Origin of the sequence: Halogeometricum sp. S1BR25-6, from assembly GCF_031624495.1 — an archaeon.
GTDB lineage: Archaea > Halobacteriota > Halobacteria > Halobacteriales > Haloferacaceae > Halogeometricum > Halogeometricum salsisoli.
Genome location: NZ_JAMQOP010000002.1, coordinates 683,208 through 701,367, shown reverse-complemented (window position 1 = coordinate 701,367; position 18,160 = coordinate 683,208). Strand labels below are relative to the sequence as shown.

At 68.9% G+C, this 18,160-nt stretch carries 20 protein-coding genes; 12 read left to right on the top strand and 8 right to left on the bottom strand.

Features of this window, described 5'->3' with window-relative positions:
- Positions 1-15: 15 nt before the first annotated feature.
- Positions 16-417: a hypothetical protein gene (locus NDI76_RS13650; RefSeq protein WP_310924636.1), complete on the bottom strand. Its 402-nt coding sequence runs from the start codon at positions 415-417 to the stop codon at positions 16-18.
- A gap of 62 nt (positions 418-479) precedes the next feature.
- Positions 480-1,259, bottom strand: coding sequence for a CehA/McbA family metallohydrolase (locus NDI76_RS13645; protein ID WP_310924635.1), 780 nt, complete (start codon positions 1,257-1,259; stop codon positions 480-482).
- Positions 1,260-1,460: 201 nt separating this feature from the next.
- On the opposite strand from NDI76_RS13645, the gene NDI76_RS13640 reads away from it, so the two are divergent.
- Entirely contained in the window at positions 1,461-3,227 is a 1,767-nt protein-coding gene (locus NDI76_RS13640; RefSeq protein WP_310924634.1) for a Rieske (2Fe-2S) protein, read from the top strand.
- Here NDI76_RS13640 and NDI76_RS13635 read toward each other — a convergent pair whose 3' ends face one another.
- Positions 3,228-4,298, bottom strand: coding sequence for an NAD(P)/FAD-dependent oxidoreductase (locus NDI76_RS13635; RefSeq protein WP_310924633.1), 1,071 nt, complete (start codon positions 4,296-4,298; stop codon positions 3,228-3,230).
- Positions 4,299-4,445: 147 nt separating this feature from the next.
- On the opposite strand from NDI76_RS13635, the gene NDI76_RS13630 reads away from it, so the two are divergent.
- The 6 genes from NDI76_RS13630 to NDI76_RS13605 all read left to right on the top strand — a co-directional run bounded on the left by NDI76_RS13630 (position 4,446) and on the right by NDI76_RS13605 (position 8,421).
- Entirely contained in the window at positions 4,446-5,264 is an 819-nt protein-coding gene (locus NDI76_RS13630) for an aldo/keto reductase (RefSeq protein WP_310924632.1), read from the top strand.
- Between the two features lie 48 nt (positions 5,265-5,312).
- Positions 5,313-6,017 carry an RAD55 family ATPase gene (locus tag NDI76_RS13625; protein ID WP_310924631.1) on the top strand — a complete coding sequence of 235 codons (705 nt, stop codon included), beginning with the start codon at positions 5,313-5,315 and terminating at the stop codon, positions 6,015-6,017.
- Between the two features lie 3 nt (positions 6,018-6,020).
- Positions 6,021-6,434 (top strand): DUF8057 family protein, encoded by a 414-nt coding sequence (locus tag NDI76_RS13620; RefSeq protein WP_310924630.1) that lies wholly within the window; start codon positions 6,021-6,023, stop codon positions 6,432-6,434.
- Between the two features lie 72 nt (positions 6,435-6,506).
- Positions 6,507-6,911, top strand: a complete 405-nt coding sequence (gene msrB, locus NDI76_RS13615) for a peptide-methionine (R)-S-oxide reductase MsrB (RefSeq protein ID WP_310924629.1) — start codon at positions 6,507-6,509, stop codon at positions 6,909-6,911.
- Between the two features lie 177 nt (positions 6,912-7,088).
- Positions 7,089-7,343 (top strand): hypothetical protein, encoded by a 255-nt coding sequence (locus tag NDI76_RS13610; RefSeq protein ID WP_310924628.1) that lies wholly within the window; start codon positions 7,089-7,091, stop codon positions 7,341-7,343.
- 46 nt (positions 7,344-7,389) lie between these two features.
- Positions 7,390-8,421, top strand: coding sequence for an NAD-dependent epimerase/dehydratase family protein (locus NDI76_RS13605; RefSeq protein WP_310924627.1), 1,032 nt, complete (start codon positions 7,390-7,392; stop codon positions 8,419-8,421).
- A 7-nt stretch (positions 8,422-8,428) separates the two neighbouring features.
- Here the strand turns inward: NDI76_RS13605 and NDI76_RS13600 are convergent, their stop codons facing one another.
- The gene (locus NDI76_RS13600) at positions 8,429-8,986 is read right to left on the bottom strand and encodes a helix-hairpin-helix domain-containing protein (protein WP_310924626.1); all 558 of its coding nucleotides are present in this window, start codon (positions 8,984-8,986) and stop codon (positions 8,429-8,431) included.
- A 79-nt stretch (positions 8,987-9,065) separates the two neighbouring features.
- Between NDI76_RS13600 and NDI76_RS13595 the strand changes: the two genes are divergently transcribed.
- The gene (locus NDI76_RS13595) at positions 9,066-9,458 is read left to right on the top strand and encodes a pyridoxamine 5'-phosphate oxidase family protein (RefSeq protein WP_310924625.1); all 393 of its coding nucleotides are present in this window, start codon (positions 9,066-9,068) and stop codon (positions 9,456-9,458) included.
- A 58-nt stretch (positions 9,459-9,516) separates the two neighbouring features.
- On the top strand, positions 9,517-10,332 hold the full coding sequence (locus NDI76_RS13590) for a GIY-YIG domain-containing protein (protein WP_310924624.1): 816 nt from the start codon (positions 9,517-9,519) through the stop codon (positions 10,330-10,332).
- 18 nt (positions 10,333-10,350) lie between these two features.
- On the opposite strand, the gene NDI76_RS13585 is transcribed toward NDI76_RS13590, so the two are convergent.
- Complete coding sequence (locus NDI76_RS13585; RefSeq protein ID WP_310924623.1) at positions 10,351-10,575, bottom strand: hypothetical protein; 225 nt, start codon at positions 10,573-10,575, stop codon at positions 10,351-10,353.
- Positions 10,576-10,716: 141 nt separating this feature from the next.
- Between NDI76_RS13585 and NDI76_RS13580 the strand changes: the two genes are divergently transcribed.
- Positions 10,717-12,726 carry an ABC transporter ATP-binding protein gene (locus NDI76_RS13580; protein ID WP_425498367.1) on the top strand — a complete coding sequence of 670 codons (2,010 nt, stop codon included), beginning with the start codon at positions 10,717-10,719 and terminating at the stop codon, positions 12,724-12,726.
- A 31-nt stretch (positions 12,727-12,757) separates the two neighbouring features.
- Here NDI76_RS13580 and NDI76_RS13575 read toward each other — a convergent pair whose 3' ends face one another.
- Together NDI76_RS13575 and NDI76_RS13570 are read right to left on the bottom strand one after the other, a co-directional pair.
- Positions 12,758-13,573 carry a hypothetical protein gene (locus NDI76_RS13575; RefSeq protein WP_310924622.1) on the bottom strand — a complete coding sequence of 272 codons (816 nt, stop codon included), beginning with the start codon at positions 13,571-13,573 and terminating at the stop codon, positions 12,758-12,760.
- A 100-nt stretch (positions 13,574-13,673) separates the two neighbouring features.
- Positions 13,674-14,423, bottom strand: coding sequence for a sugar phosphate isomerase/epimerase family protein (locus NDI76_RS13570; protein WP_310924621.1), 750 nt, complete (start codon positions 14,421-14,423; stop codon positions 13,674-13,676).
- Between the two features lie 86 nt (positions 14,424-14,509).
- On the opposite strand from NDI76_RS13570, the gene NDI76_RS13565 reads away from it, so the two are divergent.
- Positions 14,510-16,207 carry a spermidine synthase gene (locus tag NDI76_RS13565; RefSeq protein ID WP_310924620.1) on the top strand — a complete coding sequence of 566 codons (1,698 nt, stop codon included), beginning with the start codon at positions 14,510-14,512 and terminating at the stop codon, positions 16,205-16,207.
- A 28-nt stretch (positions 16,208-16,235) separates the two neighbouring features.
- On the opposite strand, the gene NDI76_RS13560 is transcribed toward NDI76_RS13565, so the two are convergent.
- Complete coding sequence (locus tag NDI76_RS13560) at positions 16,236-16,517, bottom strand: DUF8113 family protein (protein WP_310924619.1); 282 nt, start codon at positions 16,515-16,517, stop codon at positions 16,236-16,238.
- A 126-nt stretch (positions 16,518-16,643) separates the two neighbouring features.
- Here NDI76_RS13560 and NDI76_RS13555 point away from each other — a divergent pair, with 126 nt between their 5' ends.
- The gene (locus NDI76_RS13555) at positions 16,644-18,155 is read left to right on the top strand and encodes a lipase maturation factor family protein (RefSeq protein WP_310924618.1); all 1,512 of its coding nucleotides are present in this window, start codon (positions 16,644-16,646) and stop codon (positions 18,153-18,155) included.
- Positions 18,156-18,160 lie beyond the last annotated feature (5 nt).

Here is an 18,160-nt window from a genome sequence, read left to right as displayed (position 1 = left end):
CGGTCCGACCGACGCTCACCGCTGCAGACGGTGACTGGCGATTCTGTAGACGACGTAGCAGTTCAGCGCGAGCATCGACCCGAAGAGAGCGCTCTGCGTCCACACGACGGGCACGTCGAGAGCGAGAGTGGCGGTGACGACGCCCGTCGCGACCACGAGCATGACTCCGACGCGGGCCGCGCCACCGATGGCCTCGAACCACTCCCCGACTCGCCGTCCGAACGCACTCGACGAAACCGGTCCGAGGCCGACGCCCGTCGCCGCGAATCCGGCGACGGCCAGCGCGGGGGAGGCGTCGCCCGTCCCGTACAGGCCCGTTCCGATACTCACCGTGACGAGTCCCGCCATCAGGAGGTTGAACACCGGGCGGTTCTCCGGGCTGAAGTCCCGGCTTCCGCTCGTCGTATTGGAGGGCACCGATTCTGTCTACAGACTAACAGAACAAGTAGCTTCGGCAGCGTCGGCGAGCGGCGGTCGGACTACCGGGTGAACGGCGAGACGCGGTAGAGCGTCCGCGCCATCTGCGCGGCGCCCGTCTTCGCGAGCGACCCGCTCTTGAGCGCGCCCCGCTTGGCGAAGTAGCCGCTCTTACGGACGCCCGCACCGGCGTAGTGGCGCGCGCTGGTCGGGATGGGCGTCCGACGTCCCTCGACGCGGGTGGACCCGCCGCGGATGGCGTCGAGGATGACGTCCTCGGAGAGACCGGTGCGGGTGGCGTCCGGGATGTCTATCTCGGTGTAGGCGCGCCCGACGTACCCCACCTTGTGCGCGTCGCTCCCGGCGACGCCGGGGTAGCCGCGACCCTTCGCGAACCGGCGCGCGCGGCGGTTCTTCCACCCCGTGAACAGCCACGAGTTGTACACCTCGATGGCGTCGGGGTCGACGCCGCGCAGGTGCTTCTTCCGAACACCGTGGCGACTCCGCTGGAACGGGTGCGGGACGATGGCGACGCCGCCGCGGTCGCGCACCCACTCGACCGTCTCCTTCATCGGCGCGCGCCGCGGCGGCATCTCCCGGACGCCGAGACAGAGAAGGTGGCCGTCCGCGGTGGAGACTTCGACGCCGGGGATGCCGACGAGGCCGTACATGGGGGCCAACTCGGCCGCGCGGACCGACTCGTGGACGACGTCGTGGTCGGTGATGACCACGGCGTCGAGGCCGATTTCGGCGGCCTGCTCCAGTATCAGCTCCACGGGGTCGTCCGCGTCGTACGACGCTTCCGAGTGGACGTGGGGGTCGATACGGACGGTGAGGGACACACGAGAACATTCGTGTTCTCGGACAAAAACCCGTCGGAGCGTACGGTAGCACGAGTCAGAGAGGCGGGAGAACGCGTCAGACTGTCGATAAGACGGTTCTCCACGAGGGGCAACTAGTTCATTCAAGTTCCTCAGTATCAGATTAATTACTATAACGGTCTTCAGCGAACGTTTACCCCGAGGTGCGTGCTACCTCCTCCCATGAGTTCGACAGACCGATTCCGCGAAGTCGTCCCCGTAGCCGAACTCGAACGCGAGGGACGGGTACAGACCACCGTGGACGGCCGTTCGCTCGCCCTCTTCCACCACGAGGGGGAGGTGCGCGTCGTCGACAACCGCTGTCCCCACATGGGATTCCCGCTGTCGGAGGGGAGCGTCGAGGACGGCGTCCTCACCTGCCACTGGCACCACGCCCGCTTCGAACTGTCGTGCGGCGATACGTTCGACCCGTGGGCAGACGACGTGCGGACGTTCCCAGTCGAGGTGCGCGACGGGAGCGTCTACGTCGACCCCCACCCCGAACCGGACGACCCGCCCGCCGAGCACTGGGCCGCGCGACTGGAGGACGGGATGGAGCAGAACCTCCGCCTCGTCGTCGCCAAGTCCGCCATCGGCCTCGTCGACGCCGGCGTCTCCGCCGACGAGATAACGGAGCAGGGGGTGCGCTTCGGCGCGCGCTACCGCGAGAGCGGGTGGGGACCGGGGCTCACCATCCTCGCGGCGATGCGGAACGTCCTCCCCGACTTGGGAGACGAGGACTGCAAGCGGGCGCTGTATCAGGGGCTCGTCCACGTCGGCGACGACTGCGCGGGCGAACCGCCGCGGTTCGACCAGGAACCGTTCGACACCGACGACGTTCCGTTCGCCCGCCTGAAGGGATGGTTCCGCGAGAACGTCGAGGTGCGCGACTCGGACGGCGCGGAGCGGGTGCTCCGAACGGCAATCGAGAACGGCGCCGACGACGCCCGCCTCGCGGAGATGCTGGCCGCGGCCGCGACGGACCACCGCTATCTCGACACGGGGCACACGCTCGACTTCGTGAACAAAGCGTGCGAGGCGCTGGACCGCATCGGCTGGGAGCACGCCGAGGCGGTCCTGCCGAGTCTGGTCGACGGACTGGCGACGGCGACGCGCGCCGAGGAGACGTCCTCGTGGCGGCAACCGGTCGACCTCGCGGCGACGCTGGAGGAGACGTTCGCGGACCTCGACTCGCTGGTCGCGGAGGGTTCGGAGTCGCACTGGTCACCCCCCGACGACTTCACCGAGACGCTGCTCTCCGAGGACCCCGACGTCGTCATCTCGGCGCTCGAAGACGCGATTCGCGCCGGGGCGTCCGTCGAGGAACTGGCGTCGGAAGTCGCGTTCGCGGCGGCGACGCGCGTCGCGCGGTTCGCCACCGTCAACGAGTTCTCCGACTGGAACACGGTCCACCACACGTTCACCTACGCGAACGCCGTCCACCAGCTAGCTCGAAGAACGGGGTCGACCGACCTCTACCGCGGGGTGTTCGACGCCGCCGTCAACGTCTACCTCGACCGCTTCCTCAACACGCCGCCCGCGCCGCTCCCCGACCCGGCGTCCGACCGGGACGCCGACCCCGAGACCCACCTCGACGCACTCCTCGGGACGTTCGACGCGGAAGGCGAGGTGAACGAGGCCGGCGCACGCGCCGCGCACTTCCTCGACTGCGGCGGCGACGTCGCCGTCCTCCGCGAGCGACTCGGTGAGGCGCTGCTCCGGGAGGACGCCGACTTCCACACCTACCAGGCGCTCGAAGCCGGATTCGCCCAGGCGGACCTCCGGGAGGACCCCGAACAGGTCAGAACGCTCCTCGTCGCCGTCGCGCGCTACCTCGGCGCGCACTTCCCGACGCGCCGGGAACGCGAGCAGACGTTCACTATCGCCGCGCGATTACAGCGTGGCGAGAAACTCCACGTCGACGGCGGGGGTGGCGGGGAGACCGAGTAGTCAGTTCTCGTCCGCGCCGCCGGCGCCCTCCCCGATTCGCTCGCCGACGTCGTGACTGTTCCAGAGCGCCCGGTGGACGCGGCCCTCGCCGACTGTCCAGTCGCCGGCGAAGAAGAGGCCGGCGCCCTCGGCGCTCCGGACCGCGTCATCGTCGACGCCGCCCTCCGGGAGGGCGTAGCGCCAGCCCTGGTCGTCGACCCACTCGGGGTCGGCGTACCGTTCGTCGCCCAGGAGGTCCGCGACCAGTTCCGCGGCGTCCGCGCCCGCCTCGTCGAGGGGGTCGTCGTAGCGCTCGGCCGACCAGTCGGGCGCCATCTGTGCGACCAGCAGGCTCTCCCCGTCGGGGACGTGTCCGTCCTTGCACTCCTCGCGGGAGAGCCACCCCACCTCGTGGTCGTCGTCGACGTTGACGGCGCCGTACCACGGGTACGACTCGCGGAAGTCGTAGTCCAGCACGAACGTGCGGATGGTGCGGTACTCCACCTCGGCGACGGCGTCGGTCAGCGTCCCGAGTCGCTCGTCGTCCCACTCTGTCGCCTCCAGGAGGGCGGTCGTCTGCGGCGCGGGCGGCGTCAGGAGGAGGACGTCGAACGGGCCGTGCGTCTCCCCGTCGGTGTCGGTGACGGTCCACGTCTCCGAGTCAGTCCCGTCTCCCGCTCCCTCGCGGGCGATTCGCTCGACGCGCGTCCCCTTTCGCACCTCGGCGTCCGTCCGGGCGAGGAGGCGCTTGGCCAACTGGGTGATTCCCTCGGTCCACGTCCACTTGTGGGCCTCGTCGTCGTCGCCCTCGCGTATCTCGCCGTCGCCCTCGAATATCCAGACCGGCTTTTCGACGTCGACTAACCCCTCGTCGCCGAGTTCGCGGAGCAGCGAGTCGGTTCGCTCGTCGCCGTCTTTGACGTAGTTGGCGCCGTGGTCGTAGCGGCAGTCGTTCTTTCTCCGCGTCGCCGCGCGCCCGCCGACGCCGCGGCTCTTCTCCAGTATCGTCACTTCGGCGTCCGCCCCGCGGAGGGCGTACGCCGCCCCGGCGCCCGCGGCGCCCGCGCCGACGATGCCGACGCGGGTGGTCATCGCTTCGCCTCGCCGTCGTCCGGTGTCGTCCTGTCGCACACGAACGCGGCTTAGGACCCTCCCCGCTTTATAGTAGCGCCCGTAGGCCTCCCCCGCGTTTCGCGCGAATCGGACAGGGCTATTACCCGTGCCGACGCGGACCCGCGTATGGACGAACGCCGAACGGTCGACGACGTCGACAGAGTGGGGGACGCCGCCGTCCCCGCCGTCGGACTCGGGACGATGGGTCTCGACACCGCCGCGGAGGCCCGCGCGGTCACGACGGCGCTGGAGATGGGCTACCGCCACGTCGACACCGCGCAGATATACGGGAACGAAGCGGTCGTCGGCGACGCCGTGGCCGCCGGGGACGTACCGCGCGAGGACGTCTTCCTCGCGACGAAGGTGTGGGCCGACGAACTCGCGCACGACGACGTGCTCTCCAGCGCGCGGGAGAGTCTGGAGCGACTGGGCACGGAGTACGTCGACCTGCTGTACGTCCACCGCCCCATCGACGCCTACGACCCCGAGACGACGCTCGCGGCGTTCGACCGCCTGCGCGAGGAGGGACTGATTCGCAACGTCGGCGTGAGCAACTTCACCGTCGAGGAACTCGCGACGGCGCGCGACCACCTCGACGCGCCGATAGCCGCCCACCAGACGGAGTATCACCCGCTGTTCGCCCGACCGGAACTGCTCGACGACGCGCGAGACCACGGCGAAGCGGTCGTCGCCTACTCGCCGCTGGCCGGCGGTCTCGTCTCGGAGGTGGAGGAGGTGGTCGCGGTCGCCGAAAAACACGACACCACGCCCCACGCCGTCTCGTTGGCGTGGGCGCGTGCGAAGGGGTGCGCCGTCGTCCCGAAGGCGAGTTCGGAGTCGCACCTCCGCGCCAACCTCGCGGCGGCGACGACGCTCGAACTCGACGACGAAGACGTGGTCCGAATCGACGGTATCGACCGCGAGCGAGAGCTGTTTCCGGAGTGACACCGTATTCCCCGGAACGGTTATAAGTCATAATATAGTGAATAAGGTATGCGGATTCCGAGTGGGGTCAGCGGTTTCGATCACCTCATCCAGGGGGGGTTCCTCCCCGGTCGACTCTACGTGCTGTCGGGTCCTCCGGGAAGTGGGAAGACGACGTTCACGGCCCAGTTCGTCGCCGAGGGGCTACGTAATGGAGAGAACTGTATGTATATCACGATGCACGAGACGCGCGAGGAACTCGTCAGCGACATGTCGAGCTACGACTTCGGCTTCGAGACGCTCACCTCGTCGGACCAGTTCCGGTTCATCAATCTCGCCAGTCAGAAGGGAAAGCACATCCTGAATCAGTTCTCCGGGAGCGGGAATACCTCGGGCGTGCAGAGCCTGACGGACAAAATCGTCGCGTTCGTGAACTCGCGGAAGGTCGACCGCCTCGTCATCGACTCGACGATGTTGCTCCAACTGCTGTTCACCGGGGACGACCAGGAGATGACGCGGTTTCTGACCGCGCTGAAACAGGGGGACGCGACGACGCTTCTCATCTCCGAGATGACCGACCCGAGTTCCTACTCCGACGAGCACTTCCTCGCGCACGGCGTCATCTTCTTCCACAACTACCTCGAAGCGACGGGGATGACGCGGGGGATTCAGGTGGTGAAGATGCGCGGAACCAACATCGACTGCGACATCCGGTCGCTGACGTTCACGGACGAGGGGTTGAGCGTGGACCCGATGGACCACGTGGACTTCTGAGCCATGTACGAACGCGCCTTCGACCTGGAGTGGGACTCGCTCGACGCCGAGGAGGCCCTCCGCCGGATGTACGCGTTGGGGACCGCCGCGGAGTTGGGCCACGAGCACGAGACCGAACGCGCGCGCATCCTTCGGATAGCCGCCACGGCGTACCAGCGGAGCGTGCTCGACCTGGCGTACGCGGAGGGGCGCAACGCCGTCCGAGACCACCGCGAGGAGTACGACTCCGACGCGGAGACGTGGGAGGCGCTCATCGAGGCGAAAGGCATCGCGGTCGACCCCGAGGACGAGGATACCGACGTCGACGACCCCGGGCGGCGCCTCCCGAACGCCATCGGCCGGGCGTCGATGCTCGAACTCGACGTCGACGACCTCGAACGGCTCAGACTGCCGAAGTTCCTCCGACGCGAGGACTGAGCGCGGACCGGCGTCGGTGCGCGAACCCGACCGAACCGTGGATTCTTCGGTGTCGGACGCCTACGGTCGAGTATGTCTCACCAGGGTTCGGACGCTCCGACGAGCGACGACGAGTGGCGCGAGCGACTCACCGACGAGGAGTACGAGATTCTCCGCGAACGCGGGACGGAACCCAAATTCAGCGGCGAGCACCTCGACCGCGACGAGGACGGCGTCTACCGCTGTGCGGGGTGCGGCGCCGAACTGTTCGAGGCCGAGACGAAGTACGACTCCGGGTGCGGGTGGCCCGCCTTCTTCGCCGCGAACGACGACGCCGTCGAGACGGAGACGGACACCCGTCACGGGATGCGCCGCATCGAGGTCACCTGCAAGAACTGCGACGGCCACCTCGGCCACGTCTTCGACGACGGCCCCGACCCGACCGGCAAGCGCTACTGCATCAACTCCGTCGCCCTCGACTTCGACCCCGAGGAGTGACGCTCCGAACCGGTCGTTAAGCCGCGCCCCGGACGCTCGCTTCCGTCCGGCGACCGAACTGTCGTCCCGACCTCATCCGGAGCGTCCGCGTTACAGCGCTCGTAACGCGCCGTAACGACTCGATTCGACCGGGCTACCGAGTTCGTACTGAATACTCCCCCGGCGAGTAGGTTCCCAATGACTCCCGGCACCCCCGGACGGGCGCTCTCCCTCTCGGCGTACGGACTCGTGTTCTTCGGGTTCCTCGTCGTCACGGCCGGCGTGCTCTACCCCGCCGAGGCGCTCCTCTCGGAGACAACGGCGTGGGCGCTCGTCTCCTCGGGGCCGACGTTCGACGGGCGGCCCGTCGTCGTCGGCGCCGGACTCGTCTTGGTCGGGTTGACGTGGGTGTTCCTCGGCGAGATACTCGTTCTCGCGCGCGGCCGGTCCTGACCCCAACGGACGACCCACTTTTGTCCCCGCCGCGAGCACTCGCGGTATGGACGTACTTCTCGTCGGCGGCACCGGTCTCATCAGCACGGGAATCACGCGACAACTCGTCGCGTCGGGTCACGACGTGACGACGGTTACCCGCGGCGAGACGGACGCCGAGATTCCGGACGAGGTCCGGGAGATTCACGCGGACCGAACGGACTACGAGGCGTTCGAGCGCCGGATGCGCGACCTCGACCCCGCGCCCGACGCGGTCATCGACATGGTCTGCTTCTCGGAGGCCGACGCCGAGAGCGCCGTCCGCGCGTTCGAGGGGCGGGTCGACCGCTTCGTCTTCTGTTCGACCATCGACGTCTACCACCGGCCGCCGCCGTCGAACCCCGTCGACGAGACGGCGCCGCGGAACCCGCCCGTCAGCGACTACGCCGCCGAAAAGATAGCCGCCGAGGACGTGTTCTTCGCGGCCGACGGCGACGCCTTCGACGCGACGGTTCTCCGACCGTGGAGCACCTACGGCGAGGGCGGGACGCTCCTGCACACGTTCGGGACCGACTCCTCGTACGTCTCCAGAATCCGCGAGGGGCGACCCATCGTCGTCCACGGCGACGGCACCTCGCTGTGGGGGATGTGCCACCGCGACGACGTGGCCCGCGCGTTCGTCGGGGCCGTCGAGGCCGACGCCGGGACGGTGGCCGGCGAGGCGTACAACGTCACCAGCGAGGAGACGATGACGTGGAACCAGTACCACCGGCGCGTGGCCGAGGCCCTCGACGCGCCCGACCCGGACCTCGTCCACGTCCCGACGAACGTGCTCCGGGTCGTCGCGCCCGACCGCACCGAGATGCTCCGCGACCACTTCCGCTACAGCACCGTCTTCGACAACGCGAAGGCGAAACGCGACCTCGAATTCGAGTACACCGTCGATTTCCGAACGGGCGCGAAGCGGACGGTCGAGTGGTTGGACGAACGCGACGAGGTCGACGCCCTCGGAGAACGGGAGTTCGAGGACCGACTCGCGACGGCGTGGCGCGAGTCGACCGACGAGTTCGTCGCGGCGTTCGACGCCGAACGGGCCTGATTCGGGTTCAGGCGGTGTCGGCCTCGTCCTCCGCCGACGTCTCCGCGTTGGCCTGTCGCTCCGAACTCGCCCCCTCGTCCCGTTCGTTCGCGGCGTCTATCCATCGGTTCGCCCTGCTCTCGGAGACGCCCGCCGCGGCCGCCACGCGCGCGGCGTCGGCGCCGCGCATCGCCGACAGCGAGTCGATACCCCCTCCGTGGAGTCGCTCGGCGTACGTATCTCCGAGACCGCCGAGCACGGTCAGTTCGCTCCGGAAGCCGTCCTCGTCCCCGCTCTCGTCCTCGTCGGCCGACCCCGACTCTGCGGACGACGGCGACACCGACCGCACCTCCGAGTCCTCCCGACCTCCGGCGTCCCAGACGCTCTCGCCCGTCCGCGTCGTCGCGTCGGCGGAGAGGACGTACTTCAGTTCCTCGCGCGGGACGAACCCCGAGACGCGCTTTCGCTTGACGTCCGCGAAGAGGAGGACGCCTCCGTCTATCGCTTTGAAGTTCTCACAGCCGACCGTCAGACCGGACCTCGTGACGGCGTACATCCCGGATTCGGCCTCCTCGTCGTCTCCCATATCGGACGTGGATAGGACGCCGACCGGTAAACGCCCTGCGGCGGGAGGGCTTTCCCGTCCGCGTCCGTCTACACGGGGTATGACCGACGACGTGCCCGACGAGGTGGAGGAACTGCTGACGAGCGAACCCCTGATGGCGCACCTGGCGACGTGCCGCGACGGCCGACCCCACGTCGCGCCCGTTTGGTTCCGCTACGAGGACGGCGTCGTGGAACTCGTCACCACGGGGACGAAACTGCGGAACCTTCGTGAGAATCCTCGCGTCTCCCTGTCGGTACAGAAGGACGAGGGCGGACGCGCCCGGTGGGCGGTGACGCTCCTCGGGACCGCCGAGATAGTCGAGGACGAGGCCGAGACGCGAACGGCGACGCGGGAGATAAATCGGAAGTACGGCGCCGAGGAGGACGCGTGGTCGGAGAACGTCCTCGTCCGCGTCGACGTCGGAACCGCGACGCACAGCACGTACGACTGAGCGACTGGGCGGGTGCTCCGACGAACGTTTTTATCAGATGCGGTGAATAGATCCGCTCGTGACGAAGGACAGGCGCGCGGACCTCGACCGGTTGTACGCCCTCCTCGCTCGACTCGACGAACGGGTCGGCGGCGCGCGTCGCCTCGGCGACTGCACGGGCCGGATGGACTGGCCCGCTCGCGGGGTGTACCTCTTCCTCGCGCCGGGCGAGACGCGGGCGGGAAGCGGCGCGCGCCGCGTGACGCGGGTCGGCACGCACGCCGTCTCCGCGGGGAGTTCGACGACGATGTGGGACCGGGTGAAACAGCACTACGGCACCGGCGCGCGCAGTTCGGCACACCCGCACGGCGGCAACCACCGCGGGTCCGTCTACCGCCGCCGCGTCGGCGAGGCGTTCGTCGAGCGGTACGCCCTCCACGACAGGTATCCCGACTGGGGAACCCCACGAATTCCCGAGGGGCGCGAGCGGAGCGACGTGCGCGACGAGGAGTACCCGCTGGAACGGCGGGTCAGCGCGTTCCTCCGCGACCAGCCGTTTCTCTGGGTCGACGTGGACGACGAACCGGGACCCGACAGCGACCGGGCGTATCTCGAACGGAACCTCATTGCGCTGCTGAGCAACTATAGTAGCGTTCGCAAGTCTTCGCTCACCGACCGCACGACGTCGTGCGGTCGGGTGAGTAATCGGTTGCGAACGCCACTATACGACCGTTCCCCAATCGACCCGCGGCGGAGCGACTGGCTCGGCGACTACGCGCGGAGCGCGAAGATTCGCACCTCGGGGCTCTGGAACGTCGAGCACGTCGAGGAGTCGTACGACCCGACGTTCCTCGACGCGTTCGAGGCGGCCGTCGAGCGGACGGGACCGGTCTGAGGATCTTCGGTCACCCGGCTACTCCGCCGACTCGTCGTCGGCCAGCACCGCGACGCCGGTGAGGACGAACCACGTCATCCACAACGCGAACGCCAGCAGGGCCAGCGCGTACCGGGCCGTCGCGTCCGCCGCGCCGTCGAAGACGAGGGGAACGAGGAACTCGGCGACGGCGACGAGAAGGGTCGCACAGACCGCCCCCGCCGCGGCGTTGCGTCTGACGGCGGGCGCGCCGGTGAGCGACATCGTTGGCTCCTCGCACACCGCGGACAAACCGTTTGCCCCGGTCCGCGGGCGTCGCCGGGTCGGCCGAGCGCGGCACCGACGAGCGCGCTATATAGCTCGGGCGACTCGGTTCGAACGTGAGACCGACGCGCGGCGCAGGCGGTGAGGACTGACGTGACGGACGAGGCGGACGCCGCTCCCTCCGCACCCGCCCTCGACGGCGGGTCGATGTGGCGGTTGTACGCCGAGTACGGCCGCGACAACGTCGAAAACGCGGTCATCGGCGCGGTGATGACGCTGTTCGCCCGAGCGACGGGGCTCGTCCCGCCGCTCGTCTTGGGGCTGGCTATCGACGCCATCCTGCTGGGGACGCGCCCGTTCGGGTTCCCCCTGGTCCCCGACTCGCGGCTCCCGACGGTGCCCGACGGACAGGTGTGGTTCACCGTCGGCGTGCTCCTGGCGGCGACGCTCCTCGGCGGCGCGGCGTCGTGGCTCCAGAACTACGGCTGGAACCGGTTCGCGCAGAACATCCAGCACGCCCTCCGCGTCGACGCCTACGAGCGACTGCAACTGCAGGACCGCGCGTTCTTCGACCACTCGCGGACCGGCGAACTGCTGTCGGTGCTGAACAACGACGTGAACCAACTGGAGTCGTTTCTGACCGACGGCGTGAGTTCGGCGCTCCGACTCGTCGCCCTCGTCGTCGGCGTCGGCCTCGTGTTGGCCGCCCTGAACCCGTGGCTGGCGCTGGTGTCGATGGCTGCGGTGCCGCTCCTGGCCGTCTTCACGCTCCTGTTCGTCCGGCGAGTTCAGCCGAAGTACGCCCGGATGCGGCGGAGCGTGGGCGAGTTGAACGCCCGACTGGAGAACAACGTCGGCGGTATCGAGGTGATAAAGACCGAGCACACCGAGGGGTACGAACTCGACCGCGTCCGCGAGGCGTCCCGTTCGTACTACGACGCCAACTGGGACGCCATCAAGACGCGCATCACGTTCTTCCCCGGCCTCACGGTCGTCTCGGGGCTGAGTTTCGCGCTGACCTTCGCCGTCGGCGCGCTGTGGGTGCTCAACGGGCCGCCGGCGTTCCTCTCGGGCACCCTCTCGCCCGGCGAGTTCGTCACGTTCATGCTGTACACCCAGCAGTTCATCTGGCCGCTCGCGCAGTTCGGGCAGATAGTCAACAACTACCAGCGCGCGAAGGCGTCGAGCGACCGCGTGTACGGCCTGCTCCACGCCGAGCGTGCGGTGACGGAGCGACCGGACGCCGTCGTCTTTGACGGCATCGCGGGCCGCATCGACTACGAGGGCGTGACGTTCGGCTACGAGACGGGGTACGACGAGGAGGCGGTGGCCGCAGCGGACGCGGAGAACGCGGGGGACGCGGACGCGACGCCGGACTCGAATCCGAACCCCCCGGCGCCGGTCCTCCGCGACGTCTCCTTCTCGGTCGAACCGGGCCACACCGTCGGCGTCGTCGGCCCGACGGGTAGCGGGAAATCGACGCTCGTGAAACTGCTCGTCCGCCTGTACGACCCCGACGAGGGCGTCGTCCGGGTCGACGGCCGGGACGTGCGCGACGCGACGCTGTCGAGTCTGCGCCGGGCGGTCGGCTACGTCTCCCAGGAGCCGTTCCTGTTCTACGGCACCGTCCGCGAGAACATCGCCTACGGGACGTTCGACGCCACCGACGAAGACGTCGCCCGGGCGGCCGACCGAGCGGCGGCCCGCGAGTTCGTCGAGAACCTGCCCGACGGTTACGACACGCTGGTCGGCGAACGGGGCGTGAAGCTCTCGGGCGGCCAGCGCCAGCGAATCGCCCTCGCGCGGACGTTCCTGAAAGAGCCCGCTATCCTCGTGTTGGACGAGGCGACGAGCCACGTCGACACCGAGACGGAGGCGCTCATCCGCCGCAGTCTCGACAAGTTCGGGGCCGACCGGACCACCGTCGCCATCGCGCACCGCCTCTCGACGGTGAAGGACGCCGACGAGATTCTCGTCCTCGAAGCCGGGCGAATCGTCGAGCGCGGAACCCACGGGGAACTGCTCGCCGAGGACGGCCTCTACGCCAACCTCTGGCGCGTGCAGGCCGGCGACATCGACTCGCTGCCCGAGTCGTTCTTCGAGGCGGCCGTCGCGCGGCGGGCGGCGCTGGAGAGCGACGGCGGCGAGTGAGCGCTCGTCCGGCGAGCGACCGCTCGACCCCTCAGAGGACGAACGCGTCCTCGGGGAGCAACTCCCGTTCGGTCCGCGCGGCCTCCGGCCCCGCCTCGACGAGACCGGGTTCGGTCGGCGCCGTCGGGAAGCGGTCCGGGTTGGGTTCGACCCGTTCGAGCATCGAGGAGAACACCGTCCCCTTTCGCCCGCCGGCGGAGACGATGCCGCCGTACTTCCGCTCCTCGAACGGCACTTCGTCGGGGTCGGGGAACTCCTCGCGGATGATGTCGGCCGTCTCCTCGATGAGTTTCGCGGCCTCGCGCTGGGTGTGCAGGCTCTCCTCGACGTACGTCGCGGCGTGTTTCGCCTCCAACCCCTCGGTCAGATGCTCGGGGGACTCGTACAGCACCGAACGCGTCGTCCGGTGGTCGCTGGCGAACCGAACGTTGACCGTGAAACAGTCCGGGTAGCGGAGGATGATCGGAAAGAACAGCGCGTCCGAGACGGTGATCCGCTGTTGCATCCGCCAGATGGCTTCGGTGTAGTAGGCCGCGATGGCCGCGACGGCGTCGTCGCGTTCGCCGCGCGCGTAGGCGAAGGCGACCGACTCGTAGTCGTCGCCGACGACGCTCCGCAGCCGATTCCGATAGGTGTCGGCGATGCCCTCCATCTCGCGTTCGTACGCCACCAAGAGCGGTACGTCCGGGTCGGCGAGCATCGCGGCCTTCCGCTCTTGGGCGTCCGCGATTCGCATCATGTTTCGGTGGAACTCCCGCTCGGCGTCCTCGTCCGGGAGCGGCGTCACCACCGCGCGCCCGTGCAACACGTCAAGACTCCCGTTGTACCGTCCCCGCTGTGTCCCCATTTCGGACGGGTATATGTCGACTGTCTGTATTAAACGCTCGTACCTGCGCGCGGGTGCGCTTCCGTGCGTCTCTCTCGCACCGTCCGCCGCCCCGGCCCTCTCACCGCATCGCCGCTCTGACGTTCGCCTCGGCCTCCCGGAGCGCCGCAACCGCCCGGTCTTCGGGCAGTTCGTACTCGATGACGAGCGGCGCGGTCAGGTCGGCGTGCTCGTCCAGTAGCGCGACGAGCGAGGGGAGGTCCAACCGTCCCGCCCCCGGTACGTCTTCTATCTCCGCCTCGGTGGTGTCCTTCAGGTGGACCGCGACGATGCGGTCGCCGAGTTCTCGAATCACGCTCTCGGGGTCGACGTCCTCGACGAGGAAGTGGCCGGTGTCGACGCAGACGCCGAGTCGCGGGTCGTCGTAGCGGTCCAACACCGCCCGCACGTCGTCGATGGAGGAGAAGACCGTCGAGAGGTCGTCGTGGTGGACCGACGAGTAGTTGTGGATGGCCACGTCGACGCCGAACTCCTCGGCCGCCTCGACGAGCGCCTCCGTCACGTCGTCGCGGTCCGGCGGGTAGTTGACCGCGAGGTACGACGCGCCGAGTCGGTCCGCGAACGCGACGTGGTCGCGGACCGACTCGGGGTCCTCGACGTCGACGACGCCGTACCCGCAGACGGAGACGCCGGCCGATTCGAGGGCGTCCTCTGCGGCCGCGACCGTCGCCTCGTCGTCGTCGACCGAGAGGTGGCCGTCCCAGAGGTCGACGGTGTCGATGCCCGTCTCCGCGAGGTCCGACAGGAGTTCGTCGAGCGTCCGGTGTTGGAAGACGACGGTCTGCACGCCGACGGCGTACTCGGTGCTCATGGTCTCCCTGCGCGCGACGGACGAAAAAGTGTTCGCGCGCCGACGGCGTCCAACAGTTAACCCCCTGCGGCCCTTCGAACCCCCCAATGAGTGCGATCCGCTCTCTCGACGCCCTCCGACTGACGAAGCCGGAACTCGCGGTGTTCGTCTCCGGCGTCGCCAGCATGGGGCTGGAGATTCTCGCCGGTCGGATGATCGCCCCGCAGTTCGGCAGCAGTATCTACACGTGGGGCAGCATCATCGGCGTCTTCCTCGCGGCGCTGAGTTACGGCTACCACCGCGGCGGCAAACTCGCGGCCGAACGGGCGACGAACGCTCGGATGGCTCGCGTGTTCCTCCTGACGGGGGCGTACGTCGCCGGTCTCATCTTCCTCGGCGACCTCCTCCTCCGGTCGGCGGCCGGCTTCCCGCTCCCGAGTCGGTTCGCCTCGCTGCCGGCCATCACGCTGCTGTTCGGTCCGCCCACCTTCCTCCTCGGCTACGTCAGCCCCTACGCCGCGCAGTTGTCCGCGAAGGAGGGTCTCGGGGAGGCGTCGGGACACGTGTACGCCCTCGGCACCGTCGGGAGCATCGTCGGCGCGTTCGCGACGACGTACTTTCTCGTCCCGTCGCTGGGGATAAACCAGATAGCGCTCGTGTTCGGCCTGCTGTCGGTGGGGACGGCGCTCGTCCTCGTCCGTCCGAGCGCCGACGGCGACCACGCCGTCGCTAGCGCGCTCGTGGCCCTGATGCTCCTCGCGGCCGCCGGAAGCGGCGCGGCCGGCCTCACCGCCGAGGGACAGGTCGTCTACGAAACGCAGACGCCGTATCAGGAGCTTCGGGTGGTCGACAGCGGCGAGGTGCGAACGCTCTACCTCGACGGTCAGCGGCACAGCGCGATGGACCTCGAAGAACCCTACCGCCACGTCTTCGACTACACGCGCTACTTCCACCTCCCCCTCCTGATGACCGACGACGTGGACCGCGTGCTGTTCGTCGGCGGCGGCGGGTTCACCGGCCCGAAGCGGTTCGTCCACGACTATCCGAACGTCACCGTCGACGTGGTCGAGATAGACCCGGAGGTCGTCTCGACGGCCAAGCGGTACTTCTCGGTCGAGGAGTCCGAGCGGCTGAACATCTACACGCAGGGCGGCAGACAGTACCTTCGGGAGACGAACCGGACGTACGACCTCATCGTCCTCGACGCCTACCAGAAGGACAAGGTGCCGTTCGAGTTGACGACGGTGGAGTTCATGGAACTGACGAACAGCAGACTCGACGAGGACGGCGTGCTCTTCGCGAACCTCATCTCGGCGCCCTCCGGGCCGGCCTCGCAGTTCTACCGAGCGGAGTACAAGACGATATCGCGGGCGTTCCCGCGGGTGTACAGTTTCCCGACGGCCGGCGGCACCGTCGTGCAGAACATCGAAGTCGTGGCGACGAAAAACGACGCCCGACTGACCGAGGAGGAACTGCTCGCGCGGAACGCGGAGCGCGAGATAGGAATCGACCTATCGAGCGAGATACGGAACTACCGCGAGGCGCCGCCGACCGACGACGTACCCCTCCTCCGCGACGACAGGGCGCCCGTCGATAGCCTGCTCGACCCGATGGTCGGCCAGCGCTACGTCCTGCAGGAGTCGAACGCGTCGAACTCCTCTGACGCCGGAAACGCGACGACCGGGACGGCGGCCGACCGCGAGTCCCTCGCCGCGCGGTCGCTCGGTCCGACGGCGTCCGCGGAGACGCCGTGGACGCCCGCCGCGCGCGAAGCGGCGACGGTCGGCGGCGGGTTCGCCCGGTAGTCTCCGCTCGTCCTCCAGTCGCGTCGCGCTACCGCAGGTTCATCTTCTTCGCCGTCTCGGCGGCGTGCTGCGCCACCTGGTCGATGCTCGCGCCCGACTGCTCGGAGAGCACGCGCGCCAGCATACCGAGTTGGCGGGTGGCCATCTCCTGTAACTCGTCTTCGTCCACGTCGTTGGCGAAGTAGTACTCGTCGTCCACGTCGTCGCCGACGAGGCCGACGTACACCGACTCGGCGTCGCTGTCGCGGACGGCCGCGGCCGCCTGTTCTTTGACCTCCTCGAACTCCATGGGTTCCTCGCGTTCGCTCATGGGGGGACGGACGGCCGCCCGCGGGTAAAGTGAACGGGCCGCGGCGAGACCGTCGGACCGGTCGTCGCCCCGCGCCCTTTCCCGTCCGCCGCCAACCATTAGCCGCCGCCCCGCGCACGCCCCGACGTGCCGGACGCGTTCGCGTGGACCGAGAGCTACTGGCTGGTGCGCCTCGTCTTCCAGCGAGCGCTCGCCGTCGTCTACGTCGTCGCCTTCCTCGTCGCGGCGCGGCAGTTCCGGGCGCTGGCGGGCGAGGAGGGCCTGCTCCCCCTCGACGAGTACGTCGACCGAACGGCGTTCCGCGAGCGACCGAGTCTCTTTCATCTTTTTCCCGACGACCGGGTCGTCGGCGCGGCGGCGTGGACGGGCGTCGCCCTCGCCGTCTGCGCCCTCCTCGGCGTCCCCTACTGGCTCCCCGACCCGTACGCCGTCCCCGCGTCGATGCTGCTTTGGGGTGCGATGTGGGCGCTGTACCTCTCCTTTGTCAACGCCGGCCGGGTGTTCTACGGCTACGGCTGGGAGTCGATGCTGTTGGAGACGGGCTTTCTCGCCGTCTTCCTCGGCGCGGGGCCGAGCGGTCCGCCCGTCGTCGTGATGTGGCTTCTGAAGTGGGTGCTGTTCCGCAACATGTTCGGCGCGGGACTCATCAAGATACGCGGCGACAACTGCTGGCGCGAGTTGACCTGCCTCGACTACCACTACGAGACCCAGCCGATGCCGAACCCCGGAAGCTGGTACGTCCACCACCTCCCCGAGCGGTTCCACCGCCTCGAAGCGCTCGGCAACCACGTCGTCGAACTCGCCGTCCCGTTTCTCTTCTTCGCGCCGCAACCCTACGCGGCGATAGGCGGCGTCGCCACCATCGCCTTTCAACTGTGGCTGATGGTCTCGGGCAACTTCTCGTGGCTGAACGCGCTCTCGGCGGTGCAGGCGATAGCGACGTTCAGCGACGGCGTGCTGACGGGTGCCGCCTCGCTCCTCCCCGGCGTCTCCCTCGCGGCGCCGACGGTCGCGCCCGCCCCGCTTCCCCTCCGAATCGCGGCGTGGCTCGTCGCCCTCGTCGTCCTCGCACTGAGCGTCAAGCCGGTGAAGAACCTCCTCTCGGAGTCGCAGGCGATGAACACGTCGTTCGACCCGCTCAGCCTCGTCAACACCTACGGCGCGTTCGGCTCGGTCACCAGGGAGCGCTACCAACTCGTCGTCGAGGGAACGAACGCCGCGGACCCGGCGGAGGGCGACTGGACCGCCTACGAGTTCGCGGGACAGCCCGTGCGGACGGACGAGCGACCGCCGCAGTGGGCGCCGTACCACCTCCGACTGGACTGGCAGCTCTGGTTCGCCGCGATGCGCCCCCGTCCCGGCCCTCGCCAGCGCTGGGTCGCCCCGTTCCTCGCCGGCCTTCTCAACGGCGACGAGGCGACGCTGTCGCTCGTGGGGGAGAATCCGTTCGACGGCGACCCGCCCGAGCGGGTTCGCGTGCTCCGCTACCGCTATCGGTTCACCACGCCCGAGGAGCGCGCCGAGACGGGCGAGTGGTGGCGCCGCGAACGCCTCGGCACCTACGTCGCCCCCGTCTCCGGTGAGGCGTTCGAGCGCGAGGAGAGACGGGCCATTCGGGGGTCGAGGGCGGTTCAGTGAGTCGC

Coding starts and splice junctions, on each gene's coding strand:
- NDI76_RS13640 (WP_310924634.1), top strand. CDS start 1,461: ATGAGTTCGACAGACCGATTCCGCGAAGTCGTCCCCGTAGCCGAACTC.
- NDI76_RS13635 (WP_310924633.1), bottom strand. CDS start 4,298: ATGACCACCCGCGTCGGCATCGTCGGCGCGGGCGCCGCGGGCGCCGGG.
- NDI76_RS13630 (WP_310924632.1), top strand. CDS start 4,446: ATGGACGAACGCCGAACGGTCGACGACGTCGACAGAGTGGGGGACGCC.
- NDI76_RS13625 (WP_310924631.1), top strand. CDS start 5,313: ATGCGGATTCCGAGTGGGGTCAGCGGTTTCGATCACCTCATCCAGGGG.
- NDI76_RS13620 (WP_310924630.1), top strand. CDS start 6,021: ATGTACGAACGCGCCTTCGACCTGGAGTGGGACTCGCTCGACGCCGAG.
- msrB (WP_310924629.1), top strand. CDS start 6,507: ATGTCTCACCAGGGTTCGGACGCTCCGACGAGCGACGACGAGTGGCGC.
- NDI76_RS13610 (WP_310924628.1), top strand. CDS start 7,089: ATGACTCCCGGCACCCCCGGACGGGCGCTCTCCCTCTCGGCGTACGGA.
- NDI76_RS13605 (WP_310924627.1), top strand. CDS start 7,390: ATGGACGTACTTCTCGTCGGCGGCACCGGTCTCATCAGCACGGGAATC.
- NDI76_RS13600 (WP_310924626.1), bottom strand. CDS start 8,986: ATGGGAGACGACGAGGAGGCCGAATCCGGGATGTACGCCGTCACGAGG.
- NDI76_RS13595 (WP_310924625.1), top strand. CDS start 9,066: ATGACCGACGACGTGCCCGACGAGGTGGAGGAACTGCTGACGAGCGAA.
- NDI76_RS13585 (WP_310924623.1), bottom strand. CDS start 10,575: ATGTCGCTCACCGGCGCGCCCGCCGTCAGACGCAACGCCGCGGCGGGG.
- NDI76_RS13575 (WP_310924622.1), bottom strand. CDS start 13,573: ATGGGGACACAGCGGGGACGGTACAACGGGAGTCTTGACGTGTTGCAC.
- NDI76_RS13570 (WP_310924621.1), bottom strand. CDS start 14,423: ATGAGCACCGAGTACGCCGTCGGCGTGCAGACCGTCGTCTTCCAACAC.
- NDI76_RS13565 (WP_310924620.1), top strand. CDS start 14,510: ATGAGTGCGATCCGCTCTCTCGACGCCCTCCGACTGACGAAGCCGGAA.
- NDI76_RS13560 (WP_310924619.1), bottom strand. CDS start 16,517: ATGAGCGAACGCGAGGAACCCATGGAGTTCGAGGAGGTCAAAGAACAG.